General features: G+C 53.5%; 13 protein-coding genes and 1 pseudogene. 5 read left to right on the top strand and 9 right to left on the bottom strand.

Annotated elements, in window-relative coordinates; translation table 11 throughout:
* Positions 1–127 precede the first annotated feature (127 nt).
* Positions 128–541, bottom strand: a pseudogene (locus GNT65_RS05755) (glutathione S-transferase family protein); the annotation flags it as partial.
* 160 nt (positions 542–701) lie between these two features.
* Here GNT65_RS05755 and GNT65_RS05760 point away from each other — a divergent pair.
* On the top strand, positions 702–1301 hold the full coding sequence (locus GNT65_RS05760; RefSeq protein ID WP_160794291.1) for a TetR/AcrR family transcriptional regulator: 600 nt from the start codon (positions 702–704) through the stop codon (positions 1299–1301).
* 34 nt (positions 1302–1335) lie between these two features.
* Here GNT65_RS05760 and GNT65_RS05765 read toward each other — a convergent pair whose 3' ends face one another.
* Together GNT65_RS05765 and GNT65_RS05770 are read right to left on the bottom strand one after the other, a co-directional pair.
* Positions 1336–2205, bottom strand: a complete 870-nt coding sequence (locus GNT65_RS05765) for an SPFH domain-containing protein (RefSeq protein WP_244952106.1) — start codon at positions 2203–2205, stop codon at positions 1336–1338.
* A gap of 12 nt (positions 2206–2217) precedes the next feature.
* The gene (locus GNT65_RS05770; RefSeq protein ID WP_160794293.1) at positions 2218–2916 is read right to left on the bottom strand and encodes a DUF2461 domain-containing protein; all 699 of its coding nucleotides are present in this window, start codon (positions 2914–2916) and stop codon (positions 2218–2220) included.
* Between the two features lie 181 nt (positions 2917–3097).
* On the opposite strand from GNT65_RS05770, the gene GNT65_RS05775 reads away from it, so the two are divergent.
* From GNT65_RS05775 to GNT65_RS05785, 3 genes are all read left to right on the top strand, one after another.
* The gene (locus GNT65_RS05775; RefSeq protein WP_160794295.1) at positions 3098–3550 is read left to right on the top strand and encodes a YaiI/YqxD family protein; all 453 of its coding nucleotides are present in this window, start codon (positions 3098–3100) and stop codon (positions 3548–3550) included.
* A gap of 330 nt (positions 3551–3880) precedes the next feature.
* Complete coding sequence (locus GNT65_RS05780) at positions 3881–4972, top strand: PfkB family carbohydrate kinase (protein ID WP_160794297.1); 1092 nt, start codon at positions 3881–3883, stop codon at positions 4970–4972.
* Positions 4966–5880, top strand: coding sequence for a pseudouridine-5'-phosphate glycosidase (locus GNT65_RS05785; protein WP_160794299.1), 915 nt, complete (start codon positions 4966–4968; stop codon positions 5878–5880). Before GNT65_RS05780 ends, GNT65_RS05785 begins: the two co-directional genes overlap by 7 nt.
* A gap of 96 nt (positions 5881–5976) precedes the next feature.
* Here the strand turns inward: GNT65_RS05785 and GNT65_RS05790 are convergent, their stop codons facing one another.
* The 3 genes from GNT65_RS05790 to GNT65_RS05800 form a co-directional block, all read right to left on the bottom strand.
* Positions 5977–6513 carry an NUDIX domain-containing protein gene (locus GNT65_RS05790; RefSeq protein WP_160794301.1) on the bottom strand — a complete coding sequence of 179 codons (537 nt, stop codon included), beginning with the start codon at positions 6511–6513 and terminating at the stop codon, positions 5977–5979.
* 56 nt (positions 6514–6569) lie between these two features.
* Positions 6570–7277, bottom strand: a complete 708-nt coding sequence (locus GNT65_RS05795) for a tRNA (adenine(22)-N(1))-methyltransferase (protein ID WP_244952107.1) — start codon at positions 7275–7277, stop codon at positions 6570–6572.
* Positions 7278–7358: 81 nt separating this feature from the next.
* A complete protein-coding gene (locus tag GNT65_RS05800) occupies positions 7359–7607 on the bottom strand; it encodes a hypothetical protein (RefSeq protein WP_041406678.1) in 249 nt (82 codons plus the stop codon).
* 378 nt (positions 7608–7985) lie between these two features.
* Here GNT65_RS05800 and GNT65_RS05805 point away from each other — a divergent pair, with 378 nt between their 5' ends.
* Positions 7986–9815 (top strand): S8 family serine peptidase, encoded by a 1830-nt coding sequence (locus GNT65_RS05805; RefSeq protein WP_160794303.1) that lies wholly within the window; start codon positions 7986–7988, stop codon positions 9813–9815.
* 182 nt (positions 9816–9997) lie between these two features.
* Here GNT65_RS05805 and rsmS read toward each other — a convergent pair whose 3' ends face one another.
* From rsmS to GNT65_RS05820, 3 genes are all read right to left on the bottom strand, one after another.
* A complete protein-coding gene (gene rsmS, locus GNT65_RS05810) occupies positions 9998–10183 on the bottom strand; it encodes a pleiotropic regulatory protein RsmS (RefSeq protein WP_160794305.1) in 186 nt (61 codons plus the stop codon).
* 142 nt (positions 10184–10325) lie between these two features.
* The gene (locus GNT65_RS05815; RefSeq protein ID WP_160794307.1) at positions 10326–12719 is read right to left on the bottom strand and encodes a TonB-dependent receptor plug domain-containing protein; all 2394 of its coding nucleotides are present in this window, start codon (positions 12717–12719) and stop codon (positions 10326–10328) included.
* A gap of 388 nt (positions 12720–13107) precedes the next feature.
* Complete coding sequence (locus tag GNT65_RS05820) at positions 13108–13509, bottom strand: hypothetical protein (RefSeq protein WP_160794309.1); 402 nt, start codon at positions 13507–13509, stop codon at positions 13108–13110.
* Positions 13510–13513: the final 4 nt, after the last annotated feature.

Here is a 13513-nt window from a genome sequence, read left to right on the forward strand (position 1 = left end):
TGCGCAGCTTCTAATTTGAACTCTGCACTGAATGTCGGTCTTGTGTTCTTCATTTCTACCACCTTTTTTCCAGAAGTGAGTCTATCACTTCGTCTATTCAGGTGGCCAAATTCACTATGCCACTACACTCTTGGCCCCAGGCCTCGACGCAGCGCTCTCTGTCTTCATACACCTTAGTGATGTTTCTAAAGGCCTGGAAGGCGACGAACAGGCCCTGCAGCTCGCAGATCCGCTGCCACATCTCAACCTGGGCCTTCTCTAGCGGCGTGTCGCCAAACAGCGAGTGTGCTGGCGCAGTGATTTCGTCGAAGTAGCGGCAGATGGCCACAGACTCACACAGGGTCTGGCCGTCGTCGAGTGCCAGCACCGGGATGCGGCCGTTGACGCTAATGGCCTTGAACTGGTCGCTCAGGTTGTCGCCGGCGCGCAGGTTGAGGCTCTCACGCTTAAGGCCTATCTCTTGCTCGTCTAGGCCGAGTTCTTTTAGGAAGATATTGACGCGTCTGGCGCTAGGGGTCATGGCTAATTCGTAGAGTTTCATCTATCCCTCTCTGACTCTTGTGGTAGTTGTTGTGGTGGCCTCAGTTGAAGGTTCTTGCTTTAACTGAACGCTCGTTTAGAATAGAATCTAGATCATTTCTAAACGTTCGGTCAAGAAACTTGTTGCGAACACATGTGACTAATTCAGAGCAAAATCATCTATGGCGAGAAGTTGTAATTTCGATAGACAAGACAAGCTGATAGCAGCCATGGAGCTGTTTTGGCAGAAGGGCTATGCCGACACCTCGGTGGCGGATCTGGTGGCGCACCTAAAGATTAACCGTTTCAGCCTGTACAACAGCTTCGGTGATAAGTTGAGCCTGTACCGCGAGGCCCTGGGCTATTATCTGGCGCATTACGCCCAGCCAAGAATCACCCCCTTGCTGGCCGATGATGCCGATTTGCAGTCGATTATCGACTATATCCAGGCGTTTGTGGCCCTGCAGGCCGAGCAGCCCTATGGCTGCTTTATGCAGAATGCGGTGCTTGAGAAGTACCTCAGCGATGAGGTGGTGCAGCAGCTTTGTGGCGAGTTGTTCGATGGTCTGCGTGAGGCCTTTGCGCGGGTGCTTACAGATGAGCAGCGCCTTGGGCGTGTGAACAGTGAGGTGAATCCCCAGGAGGTGGCCAGCTTCCTGGTGATGCAGCTGCAAGGCATTCGGGTGCTGGGTAAGGCGAAGCAGTACGCGCTCATCGAGCAAGCCCGCCGAGTGTTGACGGGCTATCTCGACGGACTATTTCTAAGGGCTATCACGGACTAGCTTAAAGGGCTGAGGCCCTAAATAAACGAGAAGCTTATTTGGCGCCTTTAATCAGCGGGATGCCGTTGGTGCCCACCGGAATATAGACTGTGGTGTGATTGGGCGAGTCCGCCATCTTCAGCTGGGCGTTAATCGCCTCGTGCTGCAGATAGTTGGGGGTCAGGGTCTCGTTGATGATCTTCTGCGCCTGGGCGATACCCTTTGCCTCTTCGATGCGGATCTCGGCGTCCTTCTGGGCGATCTCCTTCTGGGTCTCCTTCTCCGACAACAGCTGCTGGGCGGCCAGCTTCTTCTCGACCGCGATGGCGACTATGTCGGGGTAGTTGATGTTGCCCACAATCACGTTGTTGAGCTGAAAGGGCGAGGTCTTGAGGTAGTCTTTGAGCTTGACCGACACCGCTTGGGCGATCTCCGAGCGGTTTTCTTTCAGCGCCACGCTGTCATAACGCTGCACCTCGTCACGCACATAGGTGCGAAAGGTCTCGCGCACGAAACGCACATACCAGTTTTCGGCGCCATATTGCTCTACTACCTGCTGCACAGTGCCCGACTTGATGGCGATCACCGCATGGAAGTTAAAGCTGATGTTGAGATCGTCCTTGGCGAGGATCTTAAAGTTTTCCGTGTAGGTGTTGGGGCGCATGTCGATGTTGATCACCTCGTTGCGCCACAGGGAGACACCATAGTTGCTGGGGCCTATGAGGGTGCCGCGATAGCCGCCGGCGCCGAAGATGCGAGGCTTCTCAAACACATAGCCCTCTTCACCCGCCGGGGTGTTGGGGTTGGTGCAACCCGTTAGGCCAGTGGCCAGCGGCAGTACGACCAGGAGCGGTGCGATAAATTTCAGACGGCCGAGTCCGCTTAGGCGTGGGCCGAAAGTCTTGTTGGCTTTACGATTAAACATCAAAAATCCTTTTTAATAATCTAGGTCCAGGGCGAAACAGAGGTAGCCCATGAGTTTGTTGACCTGGCTAAACTGCTTGGCGCACCAGGTATCGAAATCCTCGGCAAACAGCTGCCGGGTGTCGAGTGGTTTGATGGCGATAAAGTCTTTGCGCTTGAGCTCATCAATCATGGGGTGATGCTTGTCAAAGCCCTTGGGCGGGCGCTGCAGGCTGTCGCCCTCCATGTTAAATCCAGCGTCGCTCAGCTGCTTGAGCGCCTGTTTGTAGGCGTTGGGGTTATCGTCGATGCAGCTGCGGATCTGGCTTAGCGCCTTGCTGTCTGGGTGCCAGATCCCGGCGCCGAGGAAGCAGCCATCGTTGGCGATATGCAAATACAGTCCAGGAGCGTGCACATCTTTGCCCTGGAAATGGCGAAACTGAATGCCGACGTTGATCTTATATGGGGTCTTGTCCTTGCTAAAGCGGGCATCGCGTTGGGGGCGCATCAGGCTGCCGCCGACCTTCTTGGGCACGGCGGTGAGGCGCGGCGAGAGCTTGGCGATATGGGGCGCCATGACACTAATAAAGTTGAGCGCCGGGGTGCGTACCTTGGCCTCATACTCGCTTTGGTGGCTCTTGAACCAGTCGCGCTCGTTATTGCTTGCCAGCTTGGCGAGAAAGTCGAGGCAGTCTGGGGTAAATATGGCTTCCCTGGGGGCCGATGTGGTCATAATCTGTGCCCTATGTCCTAATTATCAATATCTTGGCTAAATTACCATATTCCCTGCAAAGAGTGTTAATGCCTAGGCCCTAGTGATTGCTGGATTGTGCATTCTGCGAAGGGCGATAGCCGCTTGCTATGTTATAGTGCGCTCCATGCTCAACGCTATGTCGATATAACAGGAAAGAGAGATGAAAATTTGGGTCGATGCCGATGCCTGTCCGGGTGTGATTAAGGAGATACTGTTTCGCGCCGCCGAGCGCGCCGAGATCGCCGTGACCTTGGTGGCCAACCATGCTATGCGTATTCCGCCGTCGCGTTTTATCCAGTTGGTGACGGTGTCGTCCGGCTTCGATGTGGCCGACAATGAGATAGTGCGGCGCGCGGCGCCTGGCGATCTGGTGATCACCGCCGATATTCCCCTGGCCTCGGAGGTGATCGACAAGGGGGCGCTGGCGCTCAATCCCCGTGGCGAGCTGTACACTGAGCATAACATTAAGTCTATCCTCAACATGCGCGATTTTATGGATACCATGCGGGCCAGCGGCGTGCAGACCGGCGGCCCGGCCGCCATAGGCCAGAGTGAGAAACAGGCCTTCGGTAACCAGCTGGATCGCCTGATCACCAAACACCACAAACGCTAGGTCGATGTTAGTGCTTTGCATTAGTGCTCGATATGAGTGTAGGCATTAATGCTCAGAATTAGTGGCTAGCGCCTCGTAACAGCGAATCCCTAAGCGCCAGGTTGGCGCTTTTTTTGTGCCAAAATGTGAGTGGATACTGACGCCACAACGCCTGTCAGCCTGGGATTGCGCTCAGAGCCGAGTGAGGCGCATCTCACATAACTATTTGATTGTGAATTTGTTTGTCTTGCACTGGCCGCATAAATCGATTAACTTAAAACAAAAGTTTGCAATACAAACATTTGTTTGTTTTGCGGCGATGTATCCTTAATGCTGAGTGAGATTGCCGTAATGACGGAACGTGAATTAGAAATCCTAGCACTACTCAAGCAAGACCCTCTGATCCCCCAGCAGGAGCTGGCGGATCGTCTTGGGATCAGCCGCTCTGCGGTGGCTGGTCATATCATGAACCTGACCAACAAAGGCATTATCCGTGGCAAGGGCTATATTCTAGCCGAAGCCAAGTTTGCCATGGTGGTCGGCGGGGCCAACATGGATATTCTCGGTCGCCCGGCTGCCAACCTGCGGGTGGGGGATTCTAACCCCGGCAGTGTCAGCTGCTCCCCCGGTGGTGTGGGGCGTAACATTGCCGAGAACCTGGCGCGCCTAGGCTCAGATACCCGCCTGATGACCGCAGTGGGCAAAGATGCCTATGGCCAGCAGATCGTCGAGCATTGTCAGCGCGCCGGTATCGACATGAAACCCAGCTTGCAGCTGAGCGATGGCGTGACCTCCACCTACCTCTCGGTGCTCGATGGTGACAGCGACATGCATGTGGCGATCAACGACATGGCGATTCTGGAGCGTCTCGGGGTCGAGCAGCTCAAGAGTCAGCAGGAGATGTTCAAACGCGCCAGCCTCATCATAGTCGATGCCAACTTGTCTGATGCAGCCTTAGCCTATCTGCTTAGTAACTTCGCCGATATCCCGCTGTTTGTCGATACCGTTTCTTGCGCCAAGGCGGAGAAGATTAAGCCCTACCTGAGTGCGGTACATACCCTCAAGCCTAACCTCAAAGAGGCCGAGCAGCTCTCCGGCATAGCCATCGCCAACTATGGCGAGTTGCCTATGCTGGCCAGCTGGTTCCATGAGCAGGGCGTGCAGCGAATATTCCTGAGCCTGGGAACCGATGGGGTGTTTTACAGTGATGGTGAGGAGCAGGCCCTTGTTCCGGCCATTCCGGTCGAGATGGTCAATGCCAACGGCGCCGGTGATGCCTTCCTCGCGGGCCTGGCCCACGGCTTTATTCAAGGTTGGTCGTCCCGTCAGTCGACCGAGTTTGCCATGGCGGCGGCGGTGGTTGCCCTGTCGGATCTGGCAACCATCAATCCAAATATGTCTGAAATATCAGTTAACCGAGTTATCAAGGAGTCTCTATGTTAGCGCAGTACCTAGATATCAACCCAGAAGTGAAAGCGGCATTGGATGCCGGCCGTCCCGTGGTGGCACTGGAATCGACCATCATCTCTCACGGTATGCCTTATCCGCAAAATGTCGAGACTGCCCTGAAGGTAGAGCAGATCATCCGCGATAACGGCGCTGTGCCAGCCACTATCGCGATTCTCAAGGGACGCCTCAAGGTGGGCATGACCCATGAGGAGATCGAGTATCTGGGTAAGGCGGGTCAGGCTGTGATCAAGACCAGCCGCCGCGACATCCCCTTCATCGTGGCCAAGCAGGCCGATGGTGCGACCACGGTTGCGTCGACCATGATCTTGGCGGCGATGGCAGGCATCAAGGTGTTTGCCACCGGCGGTATCGGCGGCGTGCATCGCGGTGCCCAGCAGACCTTCGACATCTCGGCGGATCTGCAGGAGCTGGCCAACACAGATGTGGCCGTGGTATGCGCCGGTGCCAAGTCGATTCTGGATATCGGCCTGACCCTAGAGTATCTGGAGACCCAAGGGGTGCCGGTTGTCGGCTATGAAACCGAGACACTGCCTGCCTTCTACACCCGTGAGAGCGATTTTGGTGTCGACTATCGCCTGGATACGCCTAAGCAGGTGGCCGATGCCATGACGGCCAAGTGGCAGATGGGCCTCAAGGGCGGTGTGGTTGTGGCTAATCCTATTCCTGCCGAGTATGCCCTGGATAAGGCGATGATCGATCAGGTGATCAAAGATGCCGTGGCCGAGATGGATGCCAAGGGGATCTCGGGTAAGGCATCGACGCCTTTCTTGTTGGCCAAGGTCGCCGAGAAGACCGAAGGCAGCAGCCTGGCCGCCAACATCCAGCTGGTATTTAACAATGCTAAGCTGGCGGCGAAAATCGCCAGTGAATACAGCCGTTAAGGGTAATCTGACGGTGATAAAAAAGAGCGCTTAGGCGCTCTTTTTTTGTGAGTTTACGGGGCGTTTATCTTGAGATGACTCTAATTCGTGAGCAGTTCATCTAGTGAGCAGCTCATCGCGGATCAGTCTTAGCAGATAGGTCTCGCGCTCGATAGACAGACCCTTCTTGTCGCTGTGGGCCATGGTGTGCTCATTGTGGGCAATCGCCTCATGAATATCTATCCATACCGGGCGCATGCCGTTTTGCAGTTCATGGTGCTCGAGCCTAGTATCGCCAAGCTCTTCGCCAATGGCGCAGACAAAGCAGTAAGACTCCATCTGCACAAAATCGAATCCTGGCTTGTGCCAGGGACGAAACTCCTGATAGCGGCCGAACTCACTCAATATCTGTATGGTATGGGCGCCGGTTTCCTCTTCCAGCTCTCGCAGTAGCGCCTGGCGAATATCTTCGCCCTCATCCACACCGCCGCCGGGAATGCTGTAGTCGTGATAGCGCTCGGTGTAGAGCATTAATATTTGGCTGTCTCTGAGCACTATGGCCCGCGCCGCACGGCGCGTGAAGCCCAGTCCAGTTATCTCCTCTGGCGTGGTGGCGTTAAGGTCGGGATGTAGGGTGGATTTCAGCAGGCGCATAAATTGACTCACTTGAAGAAGTAATAAGCAAAAGGAAAAAGGTGGAAACTAGCAGGCTAGGCGCTAAGCAAGTCTAGCTGCGCCTGATAATCTGAGATGGCGCGCTCGAGCAGCGGTTTCTGCTCTTGCTTACTGCCTCTGACCACCTGATGGTAGTGTTTCAGCAGACGCCTTAGGTAGACCACTTGTGTCTCGATTGGCGCCTGCGACCAGAGGCTGTCGCCAATCGCCGTGATGGGCTGCTTGCCGTGGCGCGCCACATGCAAAAGCTCGTAGCAGCGCTGGTTCTCACTGATGAGCCGCTCGTCGAAGTATCTGAGCCCCAAGGTATCGAGTCTCTCTCTAAGCTGATAGGTGTGATGCACGGGGCAGAGCAGAAACTCTATGTTTTGCCCCAGTGCGTCGGCGCGCTGTTGAATCGCGCTCACCAGCTCGCCGGTCAGCTCGCCGCCGACCCCAGCGATGATCACCAGCTGCGGCGTCTCGCTCGGATAGTTCGCCAGCGGTAGCTTAGCCACATCCATACAGTGCACCCGCCATTGAGGGCTGGTGGCATCTTGATTTAGTGGGAAGAAGCGCGCGAGTTTGCCCTGCAGGGTCTGCATTATGCCAGGCACGATGTCGACAAAATGCATGGTACCGGCCACTTGCTTCTTAAGCAGGGCGGCGCCGAGCAGGCCGTGATCGCAGCAGCAATCCCAGATATGTTGGTAACGGCCATCGACCATGGCCTGCAGGTGAGAGAGGCGTTGACTGAGTTTCAAAGGGGAGGCTCGTCACCGGGAATGGCGGTTGTATCGACATTGCCGGTGTTTAATGGGTTGCTTGATCTAGGGTGTCAAAAGTTAAAGCAGATCGATTTCCAGCTCGATATCTGTACAACCCTTCTTACAAAACACGCCGTAATGGCCTGTCTGCGCCTTCTCGGTGGGCACGATCAGCTGCAGTGGTTGTTTACATTTTTGGCAATCGACTCTGTTGCCCTTAAATAGCCGCTTGATCAGATTCTTCTGCTCGTTAAAGGAGGCGGCCGTGCTCTTGTTGATGGCCGAGAAGTCTACTGCTTGGTTTGCTGGCGTGGCGTTGTCTGTCATCGTCAATGTCGTCAATAGTGGCAAATGAGGCCCTAGTATACCAGCCTTGGCGCGTTGCAACAGCGCTTTTACCAGCCGACAAGGCGGGATCTGTATTGCAAAGCTTCTTGTCTGATGATCGCAAAGCCTCTTGTCTGGCGGCGCGATAAGTCAGACAGCGAATTCCACTCCCGAATAAAATGTACACTCGTGCAACATATGTTTATTTTTTGTTAACGTCTTGTTGCCTTTGAGTTGGTGTGATAGCTTGTGCCTTGTTGTGTGGTAGTAAATGCCAAATCAGGTCGCAATTGAAGAGAGAAATACCGCGGCATTTGCTATTCAGGGAAGTTCTAATAAAAAGACTCTTAACAAAATAAATATAATGGAGAGACCTCTATGAAGTTAACTAAGTTGGCAAGTGCAGTAATGGCATTAAGTGTTGGCCTATCAACTCAGGCATTTGCCGATGATGATCGTTACATCATCCAGGTAGACAATGGCAGTAAGGGTGTCGTTAAGGCACTGGCAAAGCAGCTAGGCGCACAGATCCACGTTGATGGTGACGGCTTTATCGCTGCAACCTTTACGGGCAAAGATTTGGCCCAGGTCAAGGGACTGTTAAATAACCCACATGTAAAATTAGTCGAGGCGGATCAGCGTCGTCATCTGATGAGCTTCAGCGATGACGCGGGCAACCCAATGACGCAGCAGGTTACACCTTACGCCGTGTATCAGTCACAGGCCGATCAGGTGACCTTCAATGCTGCTGCTGGCATGAAGGTGTGTGTCATCGACTCTGGTCTGGACGCGTCTAACCCAGATTTCGTTTGGAACAACATCACAGGTGACAACGATTCGGGTACGGGTAACTGGAACGTCAACGGCGGTCCACACGGTACTCACGTTGCCGGTACTATCGGTGCCGCTGACAACAATGTTGGTGTGATCGGTATGGCGCCTGGCGTCGATATGCACATCATCAAGGTATTTAACGCCGAAGGTTGGGGTTACTCATCTGATCTGGCACACGCCACAAACCTGTGTAGCGCAGCCGGTGCCAACATCATCAGCATGAGCCTAGGTGGCGGCGGATCAAACTCTACCGAATCTAATGCCTTCCAAGCCTTCGTCGATGCGGGCGGCCTAGTGGTTGCTGCGGCGGGTAACGATGGTAACAGCGTACGTTCATACCCAGCTGGTTACCCATCTGTCATGATGGTGGGCGCGAACGATGCGAACAATAACATTGCCGATTTCTCTCAGTTCCCATCTTGTACTTCGGGTCGTGGTCCTAAGGCGACTTCTGATGAAACTATCTGTGTGGAAGTGACTGCAGGTGGTGTAGATACACTGTCTACTTACCCAGCAGGCATGGCGACAGCGTCTAACCTGACTGCCGATGGCGCTTCATTTGCCAGCAGCGCAATGGAAAACGCAGGCGTGGTTTCTGGCAACACCTATTTCATGGGCACTGCCGAGGCGACCGATGCGGGCGCGAACGGTAACATCTGTGTGATCGATCGCGGTGCGATCTCTTTCCACGACAAGGTGGCTAACTGTGAAAACTCTGGTGGTATCGGTGCGATCATCATCAACAACGAGCCTGGCATGCTGTATGGCACACTAGGCGATACCAACACCACTTCTATCCCAGCAGTGGGTGCTGCACAGGAAGATCGTGCTGCGCTATTGGCGGCGAGCACTGCAACTGTGGATATCGGCACCTCTGATTACGGCTTCATGAGCGGTACTTCTATGGCAACGCCAGCCGTGTCTGGTATTGCGGCCCTGGTTTGGTCTAACCATAACCAGTGTACCGGTAGCGAGATCCGTGCGGCGCTGAAGGCGACAGCCATGGATAGCGGTGCACCGGGTAAAGATGAGTACTTTGGTTACGGTATCGTTCAGGCTGCGGCTGCCGATGCTTACCTGACGGCTAACGGCTGTGCCGGTGGCGACAATGGTGGCGGAAACAACGGTGGCGGTGATTTCTCTATCTCAGCGAATGGTTATAAGAGTAAGGGCGTTAAGAAAGTTGATCTGACCTTCTCTGGCGCAGCGGGTGCAAACGTAGATGTTTACCGTGACGGTGGCAAGATTGCGACCACTTCGGCAAGCAGCACCTACACTGACACCATCAACACTAAGGGCGGCGGAACTTACGTTTACAAAGCCTGTGACGAAGGTACTTCTACCTGTACTGCTGAGCAGACTGTTGTTTTCTAAACAGTGTTCCTGAGTAACACAAAAAACGCAGCCTAGGCTGCGTTTTTTTATGGTTAATTCTTTAGCAATAGATGGGCACAATGAAAGGGAGCAATGAGTTGGAGTATTGAATGAGCCGCAAGTGAAAGCGTGAATCCCTGAATGTAAGGAGCTAACTGTTAGCCTCGCTCAAATTCCTTTCTTCAATTTCCTTTGCTCAGTTTTCTCTGTAGGTCCTGCTTGACTATCTCTAAAGCCGCCAGTGCCACATCTGGCTCAATCTCATGGCTCTCCAGAAGATAAATAAGGTCTACGGCGAGTTTAATCTCATCACTGGCGTCATCTAGGCCTGTGTTAGCGCTGGCCGAATCATTCGCTGCTTGTGTCATATTTTCCCCTCAGTTGCATGCTGTCGATTTTCACACAGCGCAGCGATAGGAACAAGTTGCCTAAGCTCTCACCTTGATGGCTGGTCGAGATAAAAAAAACAGGCCATAAATGGCCTGTTTTAGTGTGATGAACTGATAAGAATTAGTAGGTATATTTCGCTTCTAGGAAGAAGTAACCACCATTAAAGCCAAACGGGGTGTTGGTTAATGGGTAGACGAAGATACCATTGAAATTATTGCTGTCTGGGCGCTTCTCTGGGTAGACATCAAACAGGTTTTGCGCCCCGGCGGTAAAGCTTAGTGCATCGGTTGCCGCATACTGCACCGACAGATCCATTATCCACTGGTCGCTGTAATTTACGTCGCCCGATGAATAACCCACAGTATAGTCGCCGAAGTAGCTTAGACGAATATTGGTCTTAAAGTCGCCGAGTCTATGGGTGAGCCCCAGGTTGCCCGTGTTATTTGGCGTCGCCGAGGTCATACGGGTTTGTTCGATACGATTGAAGAGCTCTTTACCTACGCCGTCTAAGATCTGCGGGAAATGGATGTCTTGTATTTCCGTTTTGTTATAGGCATAGGCTAGGTTGGCTTGCAGGTCGCCCCAGGAACCGATATCAAAGTCCTGGCTTATCACCAGATCGACGCCACGGGTACGGGTATCGACCGCGTTGATGAAGAAGCGCGCCGACTCGGCATTGGTGCCCGCCAAGGCCTGTGCGACGGCCGGTGAATCATCAGGCGTGACTGAGCTCGACAAGATGATGCGGTCATCGACTGAGATTTGATAGGCATCCAAGGTCAGCGCTAGGCCGGCAGCGTTACGATAGACCAGACCCAGACTGAAAGATTGTGATAACTCTGGAGCCAGCTCGTTGATCCCCAAGCCTTTCGTTACCGGTGACAGGGTGTTGAACGTACCCGACTCTGTCGGTACCAACTGACCCGTGACAGGATCTGGATTGAACAGGGTAGAGATATTGCTGAAGTATAGCTGCTGCACGCTAGGTGCTCTAAAGCCTGTGTTGATGGTGCCGCGCAGCGCTAAGTTGTCGGTAAAATCATAACGGCCTGCCAGCTTCCAGCTGGTGTTGTCGCCGAAGTCTGAATAGTCCTCGTAACGTAGTGCCGCCGCCCAGTAAAACTCATCGGTTAACTGGTTTTCGAGCTCGACATAAACACCTGTGTTATTGCGGGTCTCGTCGACTTCAGATTCTGGGGTAAAGCCCGAAAAGCCTTGGCTACCGGCGGCGCGGTTATCAAAACCACCATTGATGTAGGAACCACTCTCGCCAGCCTCGATTTGGTAGCCATTTTGGCGCCATGAAATACCTGTGGCAAAGAGTATCTCTGAGTCATTTGCAAAGGAAAAATAGCGTGACGCATCGATGTTTAAGTTGGTTTCACGGGTCGACAATGTGCCTGCATCAAACTCGGTAGGGCTGTCGGGGCCTAAAGATGCGTTTAACGTGTTAACAATATTGTAGTTAAAAGCATTTTCGCCGCGGCCTGCGGATGTATCTATATCCCACTCACCCAGGCTGAATTCATAGCCAAGCACTATCGAGGTGTCGATAATGTCGGGGTTGATCTGTGGCAAGAAACCGTCGGGATAAATTTCGGTTAAGTTACGCTTATCTAGGGCTCTGCGGTAGAAGGCGCCAGATTTGGTTTCGCGTTTGCTCACGCCACCGAAGGCGTATAGCTCGCCGTTATCTGAGATGGCCTTGGCGGCGTTGATAAACAAGCCTAAGTTGTCGTATTCGGCGTCACCAACCTGGTGGCTCTTTCGATTAAAGCTGGCTTCACGAGGGTCGAGTGAACCATCGGCCAATTCCGGATACTGCTGGCGAGGATCTAACCCAGCGCGGTTGGTGCTGTCTTTATGGTGGGCCTCGAGTGAGACATTGACGAAGCCATCGTCACCCAGGGCGATACCATGGTTGGCACCCACTCGCCACTGTTCACCGTCACCGGCGTAGGTTTGGCCTGCTTGTGCCGACAGGCTACCACCTTGTTCATTGTCTTTTAGCACCACGTTGATGACTCCGGCGATAGCGTCGGAGCCATATTGTGCCGACGCCCCGTCACGTAGGATCTCGATACGCTTGATGGCCGTCATTGGAATGGCGTTTAAGTCGACGTTCGATGAGCCTTTACCGACAGTGCCACTCAAGTGGACCAATGCCGAGCCGTGACGACGTTTACCGTTGACCAGCACTAGGGTGTGATCCGGTGACAGGCCGCGCAGGCTAGCCGGGCGCACCGCATCTGAGCCGTCGGTGACCGATGAGAATGGAAAGCTATAACTTGGTGCGGCAAATTGCAGCGCCTTAGCCGTTTCCGTCATCCCCGTCGATTCGAGCTGCTCGGCGGTGATAATGTCCACCGGTGCCACACTATCTGTGGCGGTACGTAGCGCGATACGTGAACCTATGATCTCGATTTTTTCGAAGCTGGCTTGTTGATCTTCAGCTTGGACGCCAGGAACAATGAGTGCAGATGACACTGCTAATGCGGAAACAGCTAAGCGCATAAGGCCTCTTAATAATATGTATGTAAAACAATAATGAGAAGCGCGGGATATTATCACTGTAACAATTGTTACATTTAGAAGGATATGTACTAACTCATTGCAGACGGTTCTATTGGGCACTCGCAATAGTGTAGCTCAGGGGAGTTTTATCTCGCCTAGCGCCCCGAGTGAGCTGGATGACGTTTGCAGAATGGGTCTTTGTCGTTGGTGAGAAGGATCGCCCTTATCCAGGCCTGATGATAGGTTCGCGGCCAGCAGATAAGGTTAGATATGAGTGCACAAATAATAAAACGACGGCTGCTTGGGTTAAGCAGCCGTCGTGGGGGGACTCATCTTCAGGGGCAGATAGCCTGGCTGATTGTATTCAGCCTGGTTTATTCCACATTGTTTATTCAGGAGTGCAGCGAGTCACTGTCAGGGGCGCACTGCGATGCTCCTCGGTATCTGCGACAAAACACTCATCACCGCTTATCCAAAGCTGGACGATTTGCGGCAGCTCGAAACTGCGGCCCATTAACAGCTGATTGTTAGGATCCCTATGGGGGTGGCGCTCCAGTGCCAATCGACTGTTTTGGGTGAATGCATCGGCGGCAAGGGTCACCTTATCCATCTGTAACAGTTTGGCGATGGCGGCTTCCAGCTCAGCCAGACTCTCTGCACTCGGCTCGCTAATTATTGCTGGCACTGGGGCCTGCACAGGATCTGGCAAAGCAGCGTCTTGTGCCTGTAGTGAGCAGCCAAGGAGCGTTAACGGCATGACGCCGAGTATGATACGAATTAAGCGTTTCATCATA

Origin of the sequence: Shewanella insulae (genome assembly GCF_009831655.1) — a bacterium.
GTDB lineage: Bacteria > Pseudomonadota > Gammaproteobacteria > Enterobacterales > Shewanellaceae > Shewanella > Shewanella insulae.